The organism is Enterobacter sp. DC1 (assembly GCF_000568075.1).
In the GTDB taxonomy this organism is placed as follows: domain Bacteria; phylum Pseudomonadota; class Gammaproteobacteria; order Enterobacterales; family Enterobacteriaceae; genus Enterobacter; species Enterobacter asburiae.
In genome coordinates, this window is record NZ_AZUA01000001.1 from 344,463 (window position 1) to 362,821 (window position 18,359).

The 18,359-nt window shown below is 51.8% G+C and carries 22 protein-coding genes; 10 read left to right on the top strand and 12 right to left on the bottom strand.

The window, feature by feature from the left end; all coding sequences use genetic code 11:
- Positions 1-36: 36 nt before the first annotated feature.
- Both P346_RS19805 and P346_RS19800 read right to left on the bottom strand, forming a co-directional pair.
- Entirely contained in the window at positions 37-621 is a 585-nt protein-coding gene (locus P346_RS19805; protein ID WP_032657033.1) for a hypothetical protein, read from the bottom strand.
- A 123-nt stretch (positions 622-744) separates the two neighbouring features.
- On the bottom strand, positions 745-1,659 hold the full coding sequence (locus P346_RS19800; RefSeq protein WP_032657035.1) for an AraC family transcriptional regulator: 915 nt from the start codon (positions 1,657-1,659) through the stop codon (positions 745-747).
- Between the two features lie 160 nt (positions 1,660-1,819).
- Here P346_RS19800 and P346_RS19795 point away from each other — a divergent pair, with 160 nt between their 5' ends.
- A complete protein-coding gene (locus P346_RS19795; RefSeq protein WP_032657037.1) occupies positions 1,820-2,920 on the top strand; it encodes an alpha/beta hydrolase in 1,101 nt (366 codons plus the stop codon).
- 262 nt (positions 2,921-3,182) lie between these two features.
- Here P346_RS19795 and P346_RS19790 read toward each other — a convergent pair whose 3' ends face one another.
- Positions 3,183-4,091 carry a LysR family transcriptional regulator gene (locus P346_RS19790; RefSeq protein ID WP_032657038.1) on the bottom strand — a complete coding sequence of 303 codons (909 nt, stop codon included), beginning with the start codon at positions 4,089-4,091 and terminating at the stop codon, positions 3,183-3,185.
- 94 nt (positions 4,092-4,185) lie between these two features.
- On the opposite strand from P346_RS19790, the gene P346_RS19785 reads away from it, so the two are divergent.
- The 5 genes from P346_RS19785 (at position 4,186) to P346_RS19770 (ending at position 6,993) form a co-directional block, all read left to right on the top strand.
- Positions 4,186-5,148 carry an NAD-dependent epimerase/dehydratase family protein gene (locus tag P346_RS19785; protein WP_032657039.1) on the top strand — a complete coding sequence of 321 codons (963 nt, stop codon included), beginning with the start codon at positions 4,186-4,188 and terminating at the stop codon, positions 5,146-5,148.
- 75 nt (positions 5,149-5,223) lie between these two features.
- Positions 5,224-5,667 (top strand): PACE efflux transporter, encoded by a 444-nt coding sequence (locus P346_RS19780; RefSeq protein WP_032657040.1) that lies wholly within the window; start codon positions 5,224-5,226, stop codon positions 5,665-5,667.
- A 71-nt stretch (positions 5,668-5,738) separates the two neighbouring features.
- Positions 5,739-6,092: a hypothetical protein gene (locus tag P346_RS23055; protein ID WP_071995943.1), complete on the top strand. Its 354-nt coding sequence runs from the start codon at positions 5,739-5,741 to the stop codon at positions 6,090-6,092.
- Between the two features lie 12 nt (positions 6,093-6,104).
- Entirely contained in the window at positions 6,105-6,533 is a 429-nt protein-coding gene (locus P346_RS19775; protein ID WP_032657041.1) for a DUF4354 family protein, read from the top strand.
- A gap of 88 nt (positions 6,534-6,621) precedes the next feature.
- Entirely contained in the window at positions 6,622-6,993 is a 372-nt protein-coding gene (locus tag P346_RS19770; protein ID WP_032657042.1) for a VOC family protein, read from the top strand.
- 12 nt (positions 6,994-7,005) lie between these two features.
- Here P346_RS19770 and P346_RS19765 read toward each other — a convergent pair whose 3' ends face one another.
- On the bottom strand, positions 7,006-7,773 hold the full coding sequence (locus tag P346_RS19765; protein WP_032657043.1) for a DeoR/GlpR family DNA-binding transcription regulator: 768 nt from the start codon (positions 7,771-7,773) through the stop codon (positions 7,006-7,008).
- Between the two features lie 86 nt (positions 7,774-7,859).
- Between P346_RS19765 and P346_RS19760 the strand changes: the two genes are divergently transcribed.
- Positions 7,860-8,444, top strand: coding sequence for an NUDIX domain-containing protein (locus P346_RS19760; RefSeq protein ID WP_032657044.1), 585 nt, complete (start codon positions 7,860-7,862; stop codon positions 8,442-8,444).
- Between the two features lie 302 nt (positions 8,445-8,746).
- Positions 8,747-9,439 (top strand): helix-turn-helix transcriptional regulator, encoded by a 693-nt coding sequence (locus P346_RS19755; RefSeq protein WP_029741270.1) that lies wholly within the window; start codon positions 8,747-8,749, stop codon positions 9,437-9,439.
- Between the two features lie 14 nt (positions 9,440-9,453).
- On the opposite strand, the gene P346_RS19750 is transcribed toward P346_RS19755, so the two are convergent.
- Positions 9,454-10,092 (bottom strand): acyl-homoserine-lactone synthase, encoded by a 639-nt coding sequence (locus P346_RS19750; protein ID WP_032657046.1) that lies wholly within the window; start codon positions 10,090-10,092, stop codon positions 9,454-9,456.
- A gap of 382 nt (positions 10,093-10,474) precedes the next feature.
- Here P346_RS19750 and tam point away from each other — a divergent pair, with 382 nt between their 5' ends.
- On the top strand, positions 10,475-11,233 hold the full coding sequence (gene tam, locus P346_RS19745; protein WP_032657048.1) for a trans-aconitate 2-methyltransferase: 759 nt from the start codon (positions 10,475-10,477) through the stop codon (positions 11,231-11,233).
- 5 nt (positions 11,234-11,238) lie between these two features.
- Here the strand turns inward: tam and P346_RS19740 are convergent, their stop codons facing one another.
- From P346_RS19740 to P346_RS19715, 6 genes are all read right to left on the bottom strand, one after another.
- The gene (locus P346_RS19740) at positions 11,239-12,429 is read right to left on the bottom strand and encodes a cytochrome c biogenesis protein/redoxin (protein WP_032657049.1); all 1,191 of its coding nucleotides are present in this window, start codon (positions 12,427-12,429) and stop codon (positions 11,239-11,241) included.
- Positions 12,430-12,568: 139 nt separating this feature from the next.
- Complete coding sequence (locus tag P346_RS19735) at positions 12,569-13,867, bottom strand: ATP-binding protein (protein WP_032657051.1); 1,299 nt, start codon at positions 13,865-13,867, stop codon at positions 12,569-12,571.
- Positions 13,864-14,604, bottom strand: coding sequence for a response regulator (locus tag P346_RS19730; RefSeq protein ID WP_023311803.1), 741 nt, complete (start codon positions 14,602-14,604; stop codon positions 13,864-13,866). Before P346_RS19730 ends, P346_RS19735 begins: the two co-directional genes overlap by 4 nt.
- Before the next feature lie 44 nt (positions 14,605-14,648).
- Positions 14,649-15,644, bottom strand: a complete 996-nt coding sequence (locus P346_RS19725) for an alpha/beta fold hydrolase (protein ID WP_032657053.1) — start codon at positions 15,642-15,644, stop codon at positions 14,649-14,651.
- A 145-nt stretch (positions 15,645-15,789) separates the two neighbouring features.
- The gene (locus P346_RS19720) at positions 15,790-16,230 is read right to left on the bottom strand and encodes a GNAT family N-acetyltransferase (protein WP_032657054.1); all 441 of its coding nucleotides are present in this window, start codon (positions 16,228-16,230) and stop codon (positions 15,790-15,792) included.
- A gap of 12 nt (positions 16,231-16,242) precedes the next feature.
- Positions 16,243-16,713: a GNAT family N-acetyltransferase gene (locus P346_RS19715; protein ID WP_032657056.1), complete on the bottom strand. Its 471-nt coding sequence runs from the start codon at positions 16,711-16,713 to the stop codon at positions 16,243-16,245.
- Between the two features lie 117 nt (positions 16,714-16,830).
- Here P346_RS19715 and P346_RS19710 point away from each other — a divergent pair, with 117 nt between their 5' ends.
- A complete protein-coding gene (locus tag P346_RS19710; RefSeq protein ID WP_032657057.1) occupies positions 16,831-17,379 on the top strand; it encodes a GNAT family N-acetyltransferase in 549 nt (182 codons plus the stop codon).
- Here the strand turns inward: P346_RS19710 and P346_RS19705 are convergent.
- Positions 17,367-18,281, bottom strand: a complete 915-nt coding sequence (locus P346_RS19705) for a bestrophin family protein (protein WP_032657058.1) — start codon at positions 18,279-18,281, stop codon at positions 17,367-17,369. The genes P346_RS19710 and P346_RS19705 overlap by 13 nt on opposite strands.
- Positions 18,282-18,359: the final 78 nt, after the last annotated feature.

The window sequence follows — 18,359 nt, forward strand, 5'->3', positions numbered from 1 at the left end:
CCGCCAGCGATGGCGGGTTTTTTACGGGACGAACGCTCAGCGCGCTGTTTTAGCACGCGTGTGGCTGAGAAGCTTGCGCCAGGCTCGATTATGCAGAGTAAACAGCAGCATCTTATAGAAGGCGGTTGAAAGGATACAGCTGCCGCTAAGCAGTAGCATGCCGATACTCACTAGCGCCGCGGTCAGACTGACGCCCGGAGCTGCGCTACCGCTCAGCGCGACCAGCAGATAGGCTGCTGTTAATACCAGGCTTATCACCGCCAGCGTAAGGTGTAACCGCACGGCGCGCATGCTGCCTTTGCCAATCATAAACATCGTCACGCCGTTAAGGCCAGCGAACAGAAGGGCGATCAGGACAACCCAGACGAATACGTGTTCCGCTGGCTGGTCGAGTCCGGCGAGTACGCCATACCCCAGCCACAGCTGAGGAATAGCGAAACTGACAATCACCCCGAGGGTACTGATCGCCGCTGGAATACCCATGGTGTGTAGACCTACAGGTTTGCCCATTTCGTCAGCCAACTCAGTTTTTAGCTGTTGCAGCTGTGTTGGGGAGGCATTGCTTATGCTGGTAGCCACCTCGTTACAGCGTTGCAGGTGACGGGATACTATTTTAATCATATTAATAATCAATGTTTTGTTTCTCTCACTCCTTGAGTACCGGAACGGGTAGGGAATAAGCCCATCGAGTAATAGAAATGTCACTTCATATCCTCGCAGTGAAACATGTCAGCTCAGGAAATATTAAAGCTTACCGGCAGACTTTCTCAGCACAGTAATATCCCTCTTAGGCGATTGACCGAACATCCGCGAATATTCCCGGCTGAAATGGGATAAGCTTTCGTAACCGACAGCATAGGCCGCCGTGGTGACATCGTAATGCTCATTCAGCATCAGTCTTCTGGCTTCATTGAGGCGCAGCCATTTCTGATAACGGAGTGGACTCATTCCTGCAAGCTGTCTGAAATGTTGGTGGAAAGAGGGCGTGCTCATTTGCACGCGGCTTGCCAACTCCTCGACACGTAAAGGTGACGCGATATGGGTCTTTAACCAGTCAATAGCTTTACCGATACGGTAGCCATGGCCGTCTACTGCGGCAATCTGCCGGATATGATCGGACCGATCGCTCATCAAAAGCCTGTAATGTATCTCTCTTTGGATCAGCGGCCCGATAACAGGAATGGCTTGAGGCTCGTCAAGCAAAGAGAGCAGGCGGCAGAAAGGCTCCAGTAAAACATCAGTAACTGTACCAATCCCTACACCCGTTCCCGCGTCTCGTTTTTTGACGGGCGGCAGGCTTCCCTGTGCAATTAATTCCATCAGCACGCGCTGGTCAAGTTTATAGGCTACGCCGACACAGGGCCGGGTTGCCGACGCCTGTAATACTTCCGAGCTGGCTGGCAGGTCAAGAGAGGTGATCAGGAATTTTTCCGCATTGTATTCGTAAGGTTCACCACCAACCCACATGATCTTCGCGCCGTCGGCCACCAGAACGATACTGGGAGGGACCAGGCAGCTCACCGGCGGAGCGGGTTCATTTCGCCGGAATAATTCTAGTCCTTCTACGGCTGTAGGGAAATCACCCGTACAGGGTGTGCGCTGAGCAATATCCCGGGAAAGCTCACCGAGTAGTTTCTCAACCGACTTGTCCGAAATCATTCTGTAATGCCTCACATTTTACGACGTAATTAACGTAGCAGTTATGAAAATTGAAATATACGCTTTGGCATCAGGTTTAGAGGATCGGGCAAATAATGCAGAGTATTTTAATAACACCTTTCGTTAAAGACTCCCAAAATAACAACCCTGAATTCACTGAATGAAAGGTTTTAATAGCATGACGACAAAATCTTCAACGCGATTCTTAAACGGCGCACTCCTTGCCGGAGCGATGGCTCTGATTTCAACAGAAACTGCGGTCGCCCAGCCTGCACCAGGCGCAACAGACTCTTCACCGCGTCTGGTTCAGACGTGGGATAAAACCTTCCCAAGGAGCGACAAAGTGGATCATCAAAAAGTGACTTTTAAAAACCGTTACGGCATTACGCTGGCCGCTGATGTGTATCTCCCAAAAGATCGCGGAAATAAGAAGCTTGCTGCACTTGTTATTTCCGGGCCTTTTGGCGCGGTAAAAGAGCAGGCCTCTGGTCTCTATGCGCAAACCTTAGCCGAGCGCGGATTCGTGACGCTGGCATTTGATCCGTCTTATACCGGTGAAAGTAGTGGGGAACCCCGTAATATCGCTTCACCTGATATTAATACCGAAGACTTTATGGCAGCAGTCGATTTTATTGGACTGCAACCTTATGTGGATCGTGAACGTATCGGTGTCATAGGTATCTGTGGTATGGGGGGGATTGCCCTGAATGCTGTTGCCGTGGATAAACGCATAAAAGCGGTGGTTGCCAGCACCATGTACGATATGAGCCGCGTGATGTCGAAAGGTTACAATGACAGCGTAACACCGGAGCAACGCGAGCAGGCCCTGGAGAAGATGAGCCTACAGCGCTGGGAAGATGCGGCAAACGGCAAACCGGCCTACCAGCCAGCCTACAATAAGCTGAAGGGCGGTGAAGCACAGTTCCTCGTGGACTATGCGGACTACTACATGACCAAGCGCGGATATCATCCACGAGCCGTCAACTCTGGCAATTCATGGTCTGTGACAACGCCGATGTCCTTCATGAATTTCCCGCTGATGACTTACATTAAGGAAATTTCTCCGCGTCCAATCCTATTCATTCATGGCGAAAAAGCGCATTCGCTTTACTTCTCCAGAACAGCTTATGAAGCGGCAAATCAGCCAAAAGAGCTTCTGATTGTTAAAGATGCCACGCATGTCGATTTATATGATCGTATGGATAAGATCCCGTTCGATAACATCACGGCATTCTTCAATAAGTATCTGAATAAAAGATAACTTCCTCAGTAACCGATGCAGTGGCCAAAAGGCCACTGTATTGATATGAGAGGGAAGGCAACTATGAGGGTCTTGACTGGACGGTTTATGGCTTATTCTCTGATGCCCATATCGTATTTAACATAATATACATTATGCGTACTAATATGAAGTAAGGCGAAATCTGGCGTTTTTTGGACATCCTTGTCCTGATGATAATGGCCTCTGAGTGTGACTTCTCAAGTGCTGCCATCGTCACGCTGATCATCTCAACATGCATGACTTACCGTTTTGCCCTGTTGATATAAGCCTGTAAACCCTCAGCAAGAAAATCAAACACCGTTTTACAGGCCCGGCTGTGGCGTAAATCCTCATGCATCACCAGCCAGGTGTCCAGATGAAACGCAAAGTAATCAGGCATTATCCTCTGCAACGGCGGAGAAAAATCTGCCAGTTGTACCTGACACATTCCGATACCGGCCCCTGCGCGAATGAGGTTTAATTGTGCAATATCACTGTCGGTCCGCACGCTAAACAGCTCGCGGTTTAGCTGTGGGTATTGTTTAAGTGCCTGTAAAATAAAGGGCGTTAAATTATCGAAACCGACAAGCGTATGGGTTAATAACTTATCAATACTTTCCGGAGCACCACGCCGCGACAGATAGGCTGGCGCGGCATGCAGGCCTATTTCGACCCTTCCCATCCGACGTGCAATCAGTTGCTCCTGCACCGGTGTGGTCATGCGTACCGCAATGTCCGCTTCCCGGTTCAGTAAATCCTGAACGCGATTAGACAGAACCAGTTCAACGGTTATTTGCGGATATTCTTCTTTTATCTGTGCAATCACGGGAGGCAGAACCTCCGTTCCGATGATTTCACTGGCGGCGACGCGCACCACGCCCCGCAATCCGGTTGCGCCGGAGCTGAAACTGGCCGCCGACCGCTCAATCATCATGGCCGTATTTTCCATTGCCTGCGCATGGCCCTTCAGCTCGACGGCGGCGTCCGTAGCCTGCAATCCCGTCTGCGAACGGGTAAATAAAACAAGCCCCAGGGCTGATTCCAGTGCCGCAATATGACGTCCGGCGGTTGGCTGGGTGATGGCAAGCCTGCGTGCGGCTCCTGACAGCGACCCTTCCTTCATCACGGCCAAAAAAGTGCGATACCATTCCCACGGGATATTTAGCTTCATACAAAAATGCATACCTGCTGACTTATATTATGCAATTACATTTAGCCCGTGTGGCCCTTAAGATGTCAAGCAGATATCCAATAAGGGCCAGACGATGAAAAGCACAAATAAGGTACTGATACTGGGCGCAACGGGTGGGATCGGTGGCGAAATTGCCCGTAAATTGATCCGTGACGAATGGGATGTACGTGCATTGCGCCGCAGCGTTCCGGGAAATGACTCCCATAACAAAAGCATGACGTGGATAAGCGGCGATGCGCAGAATGCTGAACAGGTTCAGGCAGCGGCGTCAGAATGCAGCGTGATTGTTCATGCCGTTAACCCGCCGGGTTATCGAAACTGGGAACGGCTGGTTTTACCCATGCTGCATAACACCATCAGCGCAGCGGAGCAAAACGGTGCATTAATCGTTCTGCCGGGCACCATTTATAACTACGGTCCTGATGCTTTTCCCCTCTTACGCGAGGATTCCCCACAGAATCCGGTTACCCGAAAAGGAGCAATACGCGTGCAAATGGAGCAAGAGCTCGCAGCCTATGCACAGCGTGGCGGTAAGGTGCTCATTTTACGGGCGGGCGACTTTTTTGGTCCCCTCGCAGGCAACAACTGGTTTTCACAGGGACTGGTAAAACCGGGGTATCCACCGAAGGTCATTAAAAATCCCGGGCAAACCGGCGCAGGACATCAGTGGGCTTATCTGCCGGACGTCGCCGAAACCGTTGCGGCACTGCTGGCGCGGCGGGATGAACTCGAACCGTTTTCCTGTTTCCATATGCGTGGTCACTGGGATCCAGATGGGACCACGATGACCACAGCCATAAAGCACGTCGCGGAGCATGCCGGTATTAAGGCGAAGGTGAAGTCATTTCCATGGTGGCTGATCTCTGCAATGAGTCCGTTTAACACCACGCTGCGTGAAATGCGGGAGATGCGCTATCTCTGGGAGCAGACAATAGAGATGGATAATTCAAAACTGATCGCCTTTTTAGGCCATGAACCGCAGACCCCTCTTACCGAGGCCGTGCGTTCTACGCTAGCGGGCCTGGGCTGTATTTAACATAACCTGCACGTTTAGAAAGGGTTGAAAAATGTCTGATATACTTCAGCTTTTGATAAACGCTGTCGTAAGCAAATGGAAATTGAATTAAATAAAAGCTTTAAAGAGAGAGTTTTCCATGCTGTCATTTTTGAAGTGACGGCCAACGTTATCATCGCGCTGTCACTCGCCTGGCTGATGAACGTGTCGGTACTTCAGTCAGGTTCGTTGTCCGTGATATCTGCCCTTACCGCAACGGTCTGGAATTTTATTTTTAATAAGCTCTTTGATTCCCTGCAAAAAAAACATCAGTTTCAACGCACATTTCTCGTTCGCGCAATCCATGCGGTGGGTTTTGAAGCGGGACTGATCGTCACCTTAATCCCTGTCGCGATGGTTATGCTGAATTTAACCATGACTGAGGCATTTTTCGTTGAGATTGGTCTGGTACTGTTTTTCCTGCCATACACAATGCTGTTTAACTGGCTATACGATTATCTTCGGTGGATATTTGTTGGGCGGAAACGGGTTGCTATGTAGCGGTTGTGCGTTATAGCGCACGGTGATAAACTGGCCTTCTTGATTGACAATCAGCAGTGAGGCGCCGCTTTATGAATAAACTTCTTATACTCTTCCCCGCTCTGTGTTTAAGCGGTTGCGTGGATCTGGGTAAAGTTGGAACGCATCCGGAAGTGGCATCCTTTTATATCAATCATCCCAAAAGCCAGGTTGCTGATTGCCTCATGTATGCATCATCCAGAGAACATTTATCGCTGGAATTTGATGATACCCTTCCTGACGGTAGCGAAAGATATAATCTCAAGGATAGCGATTATACCGATGTTGCCTGGGTCGAAGTCAGTAAATTTAGCGGGAAACAGACTTCCGTTGAATTTTATTATGCACCTCACGATCCTGGGTTGCATAAATCAATTCTGTCTATAGTGAATCAGTGTAAAAAATGAAGAGGAAGAAAAATGCGAAGTCTCCTGGCTAAAGGAATTTGTCTTGCGTTAGCGTTGTCCGCCGCCGGGACGGCTCAGGCCGCTCAGAAAGAGAGACATGACGACAAGCTCACCGGGATAACCATTTTCGCTCAAAAAGAGTCTCAGGGAAGCCAATGGGACAGTACAACGGGCGAAGCAAAATATATGGTCAGCTATAAGGTTACGCTGGATAACGCGTCGGGTAAAAGTATTGAACCGGGCAAAGATAATAAGATATGTTTCTTCCTGTTTGATCAAAACGGAAAAACATTTATGAGCACCGGAATTGAGCTTGAGATGTTGAAAAAATATAAACCGCGGGACAACAGAACAGGAGTGGTCTATTTTTCCAGCTCAAACCCTGACGTTTTAAATATGCCATTTGTCCGTTTCGGCATCGGGAAAGACTGCATAAATTGATGACGGTCACATTGACACGTTGTTTAGCATGTTCGCCCCCACTCTCCTTCTATACTGGTTATTTCTCCATCTCATAAAGGAAGGAACCATGTTCGACCATGTGAAATTCGGCGTCAGTGATTATGAAAAAAGTAAAACCTTCTTCCTCTATGCGCTTCAGCCGCTTGGCGTAGAGCTCATCGATGAAGGCACGCCAGACTACGGCGTCGAAATGAGTTCAGGCGACGTTTCGCTATGTCTTTTTCAGACAAATGAAAAACCTGCGCCTCTGCATCTGGCGTTTGTGGCCGACACGCGCCAGCAGGTCGATGCGTTTTACCATGCCGCCCTGCGCGCCGGTGGGCGTGATAACGGCGGGCCGGGTCTGAGGTCATACGGTGAAAATTACTATGCCGCGTTTGTCATCTCGCCCGATGGCCACAATATTGAGGCGGTGTGCCATGCGCCGGAGGGCGTGTAGCACAAGGCTTCTTCAGTCACTCTCTGAGGTCAACACGACGGAGACCCCCTTTTCCGAGACCGCGCGGATCCAGTCCCGATCGGTATTGTCTTCTACGACGATGGTGTTCACCGATGACACATCGCCAATCACAAACGAAGACGCTGTGTTGACCTTTTCCGGAGAAGCCAGGACGACCGTCTCCGCGGCTCTGCCGGAAAATGCACGTTTGATGCACGCTTCTTCGAAATCGCCGGTTGTCAGCCCCGCCTCAGGATGGATCCCGGTCACGCCCATAAAGAATAGATCTGCATGAATATTTTCGATGCCTTCGATGGCCGCAGCGCCGACCGTAACAATGGAGTGCTTATACAAGCGACCGCCGATCAGAATCACCTCGATGGACGGATGCTCCACAAGCCCCAGGGCGATGCTCGGACTGTGCGTTACCACCGTGATGCGCAGGTCAGGAGGGAAAAACGTAATCAGCTCCGAAGTTGTCGTGCCACCGTCGACGATCACCACCTGGCCTGATGAAATCAGCTGCGCGCCTTTGCGGGCCACCCTTTTTTTTGCATCCATCTTCACGGATTGCCGTTCGGCAAATGGCGCAACAGCAGAAGATGACGGCAGCGCGCCGCCGTGAACACGCTGTAAACGCCCTTCTGCCGCCAGCTCGCGTAAATCACGCCGAATGGTGTCTTCCGAGACGTCAAAGAAAATACTTAGTGCTTTTGACTGGACATGACCTTCGGCGCCGAGCTTTTCGAGGATCAGTTGTTTTCGCTGACTGGTGAGCATCATGAATTCCTGATGTTGCATGTTTTATCTTGAAAATGCACGATAATGCTGTTTATGATAATTACTCTACGTAAGGAGGAACAAACGTGCAATCAAAACGTGCAGATGTGCGCATCATTGACAGTGAAACCCTGTCAGATAACTGGTACAACCTTAAAAAATACACCTTCGACCTGCAGCGCCGCGACGGCGAATGGCAACGACAGCAGCGAGAGGTCTACGACCGTGGCAACGGTGCGACTATTCTTCTCTACAACCGTGAGAAAAAAACGGTGATCCTGACGCGCCAGTTCCGCTTCCCTGTCTTTATCAACGGCCATGAGGACGATTTAATTGAAGCCGCGGCGGGACTGCTGGACAACATGGATCCCGAAAGCCGCATAAAAGCAGAAGCGGAAGAAGAGACAGGATTTCAGGTTTCGAGCGTGCAGAAAATCTTTGAAGCCTATATGAGTCCAGGCTCCGTCACGGAAAAACTCTATTTTTATCTTGCCGAGTACCATCCGAAAGACAGAACCGGTGAAGGCGGCGGGATAAAGGCTGAGGGAGAAGATATCGACGTGCTGGAAATGACGCTTGAAGAGGCATTATGCGGCATTGAAACAGGCAAGATTGTCGACGGTAAAACCATTATGCTGCTTTATCATATTGCTCTTAAAGGCATTATGTAGTCTGCGGGTTAAAATCCTGATGAGAATCAGCTTCGGTACGCTTGTCCGGTACTCGAATGTAAAGCGGAAAACCTCCTAAATTTTGCAGCCTACTATATTTAGTGAACTATTTCGGGATTCGATAAAATCACCAACAATTCGCTGAGTCATCTGCATTTGCCATTTAGAAATGCCAAACGTTCGACAGGCTACCCGCTTAGGTAGCCTGTCTTATCTGTTGACTGGATTAAAATGCGACTCGCTACAGATAACGAAGCATATTATACTTGCTCCTCCACTCGAACAGGAGGCAAGCAACTCACGTGAAGGACACATATTACAACGACATAACGATCAATACGCTAATTCAGAGTGAGCTGGACGCGTTTTTTGAGGACTTCAAAGGGATCGTCTTCGCCTACGCCATTATGAACAAGAAAGATCCTTCACAAATGCGGATAATCAATAACAGCCCCGAGTGGTTTGATATCTACCTCGACAGGAAATATCAGTTCATTGACCCTGTTATCATTCGGGCTTTGCGCTGTGTTGAAGATTTTTTCTGGGAAAGTGATGTCATCCTGTCCGATGGTTATAACCTGACGCGCATTTTCAACGAAAGCGTCCAGTATGATATCTACCAGGGGCAGACTTTCCCTCTGCATGACTATCTGAATAATCTTGTTGTCTTATCCGTCATCAGTCCTAAGCATTCTGGTATTGATATTGAAAAATATCGGCCACAATTTCTAAGCTTCCTTGTTCAACTGCATCAGAAGACACTCAATCTGTATAGCCAGCATCAACAGAAAAAGAATGTTTTTCTGTCGCCACGTGAGCGACAAATCCTTAAATGGGTCAGCGCCGGGAAAACCTACGCAGAAATTTCTGTTATTTTGTCTATTGCCGAACGCACCGTTAAATTCCATATGGGGAATGTAATGAAAAAACTCGGTGTGAATAATGCCAGGCACGCAATTAAACTTGGAACAGAGCTACGTTTACTGGACGACTGAGCCTCAGCCACTGGTTATAAGTGGCGTAAATGCTCCAGCATTTCGCGAAGCCAGTGACTGGATTTGTCTTTGCTAATAATATCTTCAATAATGCTGGTGCTGGCAGGCATATAAATATAGTAAATAACCTCCCCTTTTTCAGAAACACCGCGTTGAATAACTTCAACTTTCCAGTTCGCATGGCGAAATATTGCATACATACCACGACTGGCTACTGCGTACATTCCATGGTATTTTTTCTTTATACAATACATATTCATTGCAAGAAACAATGCCTTACTGGCGGGCACGCCCTGCAGACTTGCGGAGTCTCTTCTTTCTTTATCTAAAAATAAACGGCTAATTTCACAGCAGGGAACATCTGCCGGGAAAAAAATTGTTTCGGAAAAATAATTGTGAAAAATTTCGCTTATCATCGTCGGATGCGTCGAGTTAATAAATCGCGCGCCGCATAACAACTCTCCCTCATACATACCCAACAAGTATGTCGTGTTTGGGTTGTCAAATTGATCCTTTTCCATATCTTCAACGCATTCAACTTTCCAGTCGAGTCGGTCCCGAAAGGTTTTTCTCCTGAGTCGGTAGAGTTCGCGGGCTAATGCTGACGGCAAATCATCGTATTCATGCAAAAAAAACTCAATAACAGAATTCATTGCTCTCATTCCTGATAATAACACCTGAAACTATTATCCCCTGTCTTTTAGGACAGCTTCCATTGTTCAGGGTATTCCTTATACTTAAAGAGTACCCGGCCACTAAGTCCTCGTGAAACTCAGTGGCCAGGAGGTCAAAGACCTACGAAACACCAGGGATATATCCATTCATGATTATCTAATATTTATAGTTTCGGGTACAGAGCGCAAGAAGCACTTAGCCGATAAAATATTAAAAAACGATAATCATAAAATAATTACAATTAAAGTATTGCCCCTTAAGAATTTAAGGGGTAATATTTCCTCTTTCTTATTTTTTCCTATTATCTCTGTTCTTACTGCTGTGCTACTCTTGCAGAAGCATGCTAAACGGAGAACCAAAATGGCCGACTGGAATCCTTCTCTTTACCTGCAATACGGCGCGGAAAGAACGCGTCCTGCCGCTGAACTGCTCGCCAGAATTTCTCTGGATGAAGTCTCCACCATCGCTGATTTAGGCTGCGGGCCGGGAAACAGCACCGCGCTGTTGAAGCATCGCTGGCCTTCGGCGCACATTACCGGTGTCGATAACTCCCCTGCAATGCTCGAGGAAGCAAGAGCCGCATTGCCTGACTGCCATTTTGTTGAGGCCGATATCCGCCAGTACAAGCCTGGCCAGCCGCTGAACCTGATTTATGCCAACGCTTCGCTGCAATGGGTTCCTGACCACTACGATCTCCTGCCTCATCTCGTTTCTTTGCTCACGCTTAACGGCGTATTAGCAATCCAGATGCCTGACAACTGGCTTGAACCCACTCACGTAGCAATGCGTGAAGTGGCGCTTGAGCAAGACTACCCTGACCGCGGCCGCGAACCTCTCCCGGGTGTGCATGCCTATTACGACATTTTGTCGGAGGCGGGCTGTGACGTGGATATCTGGCGAACAACTTATTTCCATAAAATGAGCTCGCACCAGGCCATTATTGACTGGGTAAGCGCCACCGGTTTGCGCCCGTGGCTCCAGGAACTGAATGAGAGCGAGCAGAAACGTTTCCTGAAACGCTACCATGAACTGCTGGAAGAGCAGTATCCGCTCCAGGAAAATGGGCAGATACTGCTGGCCTTTCCGCGGCTGTTTATTGTGGCTCAGCGTCAGCCCTGAACAGGCTATGAACGGGCTTCTTTGAGCAGCTGCTGGATGACCTTTTCCTGCAGCTCATAATCGCCTTCGCCAAAGGCGGTATAGCGTAGCTGGCCTTTGGCATCGAAATAGTAGTGCGCTGGCCAGTACTGGTTCCCGAAAGCGTTCCAGATTTGGTAGTTATTATCCGTCACAACCCGGTACGGCAGCTGCCATTTATTTACCGCGTTTTTCACCGAGGCGAGCGGTTTTTCCCAGGGGTATTCCGGCGTGTGAACCCCAATCACGACAAGACCCTGCGACTGATACTTCGTGGCCCAGTCTCGCACGTGCGGGAGCGTATGCTGGCAGTTAATGCAATCCCACGTCCAGAAATCAATCAACACCACTTTACCTCGCAATGATTCAGACGTGACAGGGTCACCGTTAATCCACCCTGTTCCGCCGCTTAACGAAGGCAGCTGGCTGCTGGGCTCTGCCATCATGACCGGCTGGAGCTTCACCGGCGCGGCTGCGGGTTTCGCCAGCGTCAGGAGTGTTGTCTCCAGACGGTCCGCAACGCCGTTTGCTCCTTTCAGAAATGAAGTCATTCCTGTCGCGTTAAATACGACAGCTGCCAGCATCACCACGCCCGCCCCCTGCCGCAGCTTTTCCATCAGCGCCGATTTTGCTCTTAGCGGCGCCATTAGCGTGCGGCCTCCTAAAACGAGCAGGCTTAACATCAGAGCGCATCCGCTGCCATAGGCCGCCAGCAGCGCGCCCGTCGCAATGGCCGAGTGGCCCGCGATATTAATGCTGAAAATGGCGCCCAGTATGGGACCGGCACAGGGAGACCAGAGCAGCCCGACCGCTAGCCCCGCCAGAAAAGCCGATGCCAGACCGCGCGTTTGCCCGCTTCGGGCGTTGAGTATATTGCCCGCGCTGACGGCCGGACCCGCAATACGCTGGGCGAATGACGGAAAAATTAAGGCCAGCGCGGCCGTGGCCAGAATAACGAGGGCAATCCAGCGCCCGACGATGGTTGCCTCTGCTATCCACTCGCTGGCGACGGTGACTGCCATCGCCACCAGGGTGAACATCACGATCATCCCCACGAGCAGGGCCAGAATATGGCGTCGCTGCCCCTTAAAACCGGCGAACAGGAGCGGGATAACCGGGAGCGTACATGGGCTGAGCAGGCTTATCATCCCGCCCAGAAAAGCGATTACCAGAAACATAGACACCTCACAATACAAGTCCTGCGACGCTGCAGTGAGGCTATTTCATCGTGCGGATGTGTTCAGGATATGTGTAAAAAAGCAGGTTTTGTCTGGATCTGTATCACCCGGGCCGGGAGATACAAAACCGTACAATTAGCTAACGGCGCGGTAGCGTAATGGAGACGTCCAGCCCGCCTCCGGCCCGGTTCGTCAGGTTGAGCTTTCCTTCCAGCTGAGCGGTAAGCTGTGCTGCAATCGCCAGCCCGAGTCCTGTTCCTCCGGTATCGCGGTTGCGCGATGTTTCAACCCGATAAAACGGCTGTAATACCGCCTCTAGTTCGTCATCGGGTATTCCCGGCCCGCCGTCCGTGATGTGAATCACCACCTCTGCGGAAGACGAATCATCAATCGCAATGACGGCATACTCACCGAACTTAAGAGCATTATCCAGCAGGTTGGTCATCACCCGGCGAAGCGCCTGCGGGCGCGTGACGATCGGTAAACGGGCCTCGCCTGCCTGAAACTGCACGTTTTTACCGATGTCCTGATAATCGCAGGCGATGCTGTTGACCCAGGCGTTCAGCTCCAGCTTCATCGGGGTCTCTTCCAGGGATTCTGATGACCGGGCATACGCAATACCCTCGCGGACAAGACGCGTCATGCTATCGAGATCGTTCAGGAGCTTGTCGCGAAGTTCAGGTTCCCCTGCCATCTCGACGCGCAGCTTCATGCGGGTAATGGGCGTCTGGAGATCGTGAGATATAGAGGCCAGGATCTGCGCGCGCTCCCGGAGATAAGACTGAATGCGCGCCTGCATCGCGTTGAAGGCATGCGCTGCACGCTGCACCTCCAGCGGCCCTTTCTCCGTCATTGGCGTGCTGGCCGCCGGATCCAGTGAATCCACCGCGCGGGTAAATTGTGAAAAAGGCCGCACCACCTGCCGCACGGCAATCCAGGCGCACGCAGCCAGCAACAGCAGCTGTAGGATGAGCACAACCGGCAGCCAGCTGGCGACCGGCGGCATGCGCGGGATGAGGTCAATGGTCAGCGGCGAGCCATCGCGTAACGTAAGATGCGCCTGGATGTGTGAAATGGCGCCGGGAACGGCGGTGAAGCTGAGCGGATACTCTGGCGCGAGCGTCGTTTTTAAGGTACGGATGGCATCCTGCGAACGCTTATCCGTCGGCGCTGCGCCGGGCTCCCCTGTGCCCAGAATATAGCGATAGTTACCCCGTTCAAGCCTCGGCAGCCAGGCCGCGCGCTCGCTGGCCGGTAGCCGGTTTAAAATGGCGACGCTGGTTGCGACGTCGTTTTCCAGATTACCGAGCATCACCGTGCGGGCGCTGTGCATTCGTTCAATCATGACCAGCGTCAGGCTCAGGGCGTTAGCCAGCAGCAGGCCGGACAGCACGACGAGCAGCAGGCGGGCCAGCAGCGAGCGTGGCCAGAGCGTCATTCGTTAGCCTCTTTGATGGTGACCGGCATCGTAAAGACGTAGCCTTCGCTGCGCACGGTTTTGATATAGGCGGGCGTACGGGCATCTTCATTCAGGCGCTGACGAACCCGGCTAACCAGCAGGTCGATTGAACGTTCAAACAGCTCGGCGTCTCGCCCCTGCGTCAGGTTGAGCAGCTGATCGCGGGTCAGCACCCGCTGAGGATGGTCAAGGAAAACGCGCAGCAGGCGATACTCCGCCCCGCTGAGCGCCACGATCACCCCTTCCGGGTCGATTAAGTGGCGGGCAACGGTATCGAGCTGCCATTCACCGAACATCACCAGCCGCCCGGCTTCTGTCACCTGCAGATTGGGCGGCATCGTGCGAAAACGCCGTAAAATCGCTTTGATACGCGCCAGCAGTTCGCGGGCGACAAACGGCTTCACCACGTAGTCATCCGCGCCCATCTCCAGACCCAGGATCCTGTCCGTCTCCTCATTGCGGGCCGTCAGCATCAGGATGGGCAGATCTTTATATTTCCCGACGCGTAGCTCTCGGCACAGCGTAAGGCCGTCGTCGCCGGGCATCATGACATCCAGCACCACCAGGTCGATATGCTGTTTATCCAGCACGACGCGCATCTCTTTACCGTTGGCCGCGCCCGTCGCGCGATAGCCAGACTTACCGAGATAATCGACAATCAGTTCACGAATATCCCTGTCGTCATCGACGACAAGGATATGATCAATATGCTCCACCGAAATCTCCAGACCGAAGGGTAACGTACTGAAAATAGCACATTTCAGAGCTTGTCAGCGTCAACGACGGCCTTGACGAAATCCTGCGGATCTTCCTGTGGCGGATTGTGCCCCACGGTTGCCCCGAAGGTGCGGTGCTCATATTTACCGGTAAATTTACCCGCGTAGGCCTGCGGTGCCGGATGCGGCGCACCGTTGTTTCCGCCTTCGATAGTGATCGTTGGAACGGTGATATTCGGCAGCGTAGCGAGTTTTTGCTCGTAGCTGTCGTATTTGCGCTCGCCTTTTTCCAGCCCTAAACGCCAGCGATAGTTGCTGAGCGTCACGGCGACGTGATCCGGGTTATCGAGGGATTTGGCGCTGGCGTTAAAAACAGCATCGCTAAATTTCCAGTCAGGCGAGGCCTGAGACCAGATTAAGCGCGCGAAGTCATGCGTGTTTTTAGCATAGCCCTCAGCACCGCGCGCGGTGGCGAAATAGAACTGATACCACCACTGCTGCTCCGCTTTTGGCGGCAGCGGCTGTTTGCCAATCTGCTGGCTGCTGATGAGATACCCGCTCACCGACACCAGTGACTTAACGCGCTCTGGCCACAGCGCCGCAACGATATCCGCCGTACGAGCGCCCCAGTCATATCCTGCAAATACCGCCTGCTTAATATTCAGGGCATCCATCAGGTTCACAATATCTTTCGCCATGGCTGAAGGCTGGCCGTTGCGCGGCGTTTTGGCTGACAGGAAGCGCGTGGTGCCGTAGCCGCGCAGAGAAGGCACAATCACCCGATAGCCTTTTGCCGCCAGCGCGGGCGCAACGTCGGCGTAGCTGTGAATATCGTACGGCCAGCCGTGCAGTAAAATAACCGGCTGGCCATTTTTCGGGCCGATGTCGACATAACCGACATTCAGATCGCCGGCGTTAATTTGCTGTGGATGATCAAAGGCTGCCGCGAAAGTTGTGCCGGTAACTTCGGCCTGACAGGACATCACGGTGCCAAGCGAAACGGTCAGTGCGAGAGTTGAGTACGCGAATTTGCTAAACATGTTGGTATCTCCGGTTGAGTACAATTCACGGGGATATAACAACACGGCAATGTATAGCGGATATGTGCGAAAGCGGGTTTATTGCAAGCCTGTGTATGTATCCGGGACGCAGATACAGTGTGATACAAACACAGGCGTTGTCGTCTTAAAGGGAGAGGCGATAGCGGACGTAGTCGTCAGCCTCACCATATTTGTCATAGAGTTTACGCGCCGGGTTGTTCTCCCGGGTGACCCAGTACAGTTTTGACCACCCTTCGCGCTTGCCTTCCTCAATCAGAGCATCAATGAGCGCCTTACCGGCTCCCGCTCCGCGTTCGTCGGCATCAACAAACAGATCTTCCAGGTAGCAGACGGGGGCCGTTGACCAGGTTCCTTCATGCAGAATGCACATCGCGAAACCGATGACCTTTTGGTCCTTCTCTACCACCCGGCAGAACATCGGTGAATGTGCTGAAAGCGCCCTTTCCCATGTCGATGCGGTGACGGATTCCTCAAGGTAGCAATCATAAAAATGGGTATAGCCATCCCAAAGCGGTCGCCACCGGGAATAATCGTCTTCGCATAGAGGTCTTACTGTGACAGCCATGTGTTCCTCACATTACAAATCGATCGTCATTTCGAAACAGCGTAAATCAGCACCCGCCATACGCGAGTGATGATAGGTTTCGCGCAGCGTCACAAACCCCAGCTTCTGGTAAAACGGCTGGGCGTTAGGCGTTGCATCCAGCCTCAGGCGGGTTATCCCCCGGCTGCGGGCCTCGTTTTTGAGCGCCTCGATAATCCGGGTCGCCATGCCTTTACCGGATGCCGCAGGCAAGGTGAATATCGCCTCCAGACAGTGGGTATCCAGATCCAGATAGCCGGTCGCCGCAACGTCGCCCTTTTCATCTTCCACCACGTAAAAAGGGTATTCAATGACCATCTGCCGATAGCGTTCGGGCATGAGATCCGGCGTCCAGCGCGCAATGACGTCGGCATCGTAGCTGGTTTTACAGCCGTGACGAATCGCCTGATTACGAATATTCCAGAGTATTTCGGCTTCCTGTGGGTTGGCCCGTCTTAATGCCATGCTGACCTCTGCAATTGTTAGTAGTATGGGAAAAGAGTTCGCTGGGATTGAGTGCCGTAAAGATGAAAATACCAGAACGCAAACAAAAGCATAACGCTTAAATATGGAGATCCGCGGATGACGATACCGACGCTCACGACAGAACGCCTGCTGCTAAAACCGCTGGTTGCCGAAGATGCGGCCCAGATTCAAAAGCTTTATCCGCGCTGGGAGATTGTCCGCTATATGGTCTCTTCCGTGCCCTGGCCCTACCCGGACAACGGCGCAGAAAACTATGTCAACAACGTGGCGCTGCCGGATATGGCAAAAGGGATCGCCTGGTTCTGGAGCATCCGACGCCGAGAGACGCCGGATGAATTGATGGGCATTATCTGTCTGTACGACGTCGAAGATAACAACCGAGGATTCTGGTTGGGCCCGGAGTTTCAGGGCCAGGGATACATGCGCGAGGCCAGCATTGCCGCGACGGATTTCTGGTTCAATACGCTAAACAAACCCGTATTGCGCGCCCCGAAAGCCGCCGCCAATAGCCGCTCCCGGCGTATTTCAGACAGTAGCGGCATGCGGCTTATCAGAACGGAACAAAAAGCCTACGTCAGCGGCATGCTGGATTCCGAACTGTGGGAGATCACACGCGACGAGTGGAACGCCCGTCAGGTCAGCTGATAATACTTATCCGGCATCAGCCTTTCCGGAATGTTCTCTTCATCGTTCATCTGCAGCAGATCACGTTCCATCATGTTGCAGATGGCGTCCAGCGGCAGATCGTTATCTTCTGTGCCGAACGGGTCTTCCAGCTCTTCCGCCAGGGTGTCCAGCGAGATAAAGGTGTAGGAGATCAGCGCCGAGACAAAAGGCGTCATGTAGTGCAGATCTACAACCAGCGCGAACGGCAGCATGATGCAGAACAGATACACCGTGCGGTGCAAAATCAGCGTATAGGCAAAGGGCACCGGCGTGGTCGCAATGCGCTCGCACCCGGAAAGCACGATGGACATATCGTTCAGACGGTTGTTCAGGCTGTGGAACAGGATGTCTGAAAGCTGCCCGTTTCGCCGCCGCACGGCCAGCCACTCCCCCATGATCAGTAAAATACGGTTCGCCGGCGAGTTGGCGCTCATCACGTGACGTAAATCATCCGCAGCAAGATAGCGAGAGAGCTGTTCGGCGTTCAGGTCCCGGCGCAGGGTCATGCGCAGGCAGTTGGCAAAAGCTATCTGCAGGCGGACAAATTCCCCCAGGTGCTTATCGTCAGGCAAGGTGTTTTTTACCTCGCGAAACAGCGAGCGTGCCGCTATCATCAGCTGCCCCCACAGCAGGCGAGCCTCAACGTAGCGCGAATAGCAGGCGTTGTTTCTGAAACCGAGAAAGATAGCGATCGCCACGCCGAGAATGCTAAATGGCGCCACGGTAAATTTGATGCCCAGCGAGGTATACCACGGCAGCATCAGGATAACTGCGATAGAAAGGAGGAAGTTGAGCAGTAGTCGGGTGTAAATTTTGGGAAGTACCGAACCGTGCCAGACAAAAATCAGTTGTAGCCAGTGCTGTTTAGGACGAACAATCATAGTGAGTTTCAGGAAGGAAAAGAGCGTGGCTATTAAACGTGATCTCCCTCACGGTTGCAAGCATGTTAACGGGACATT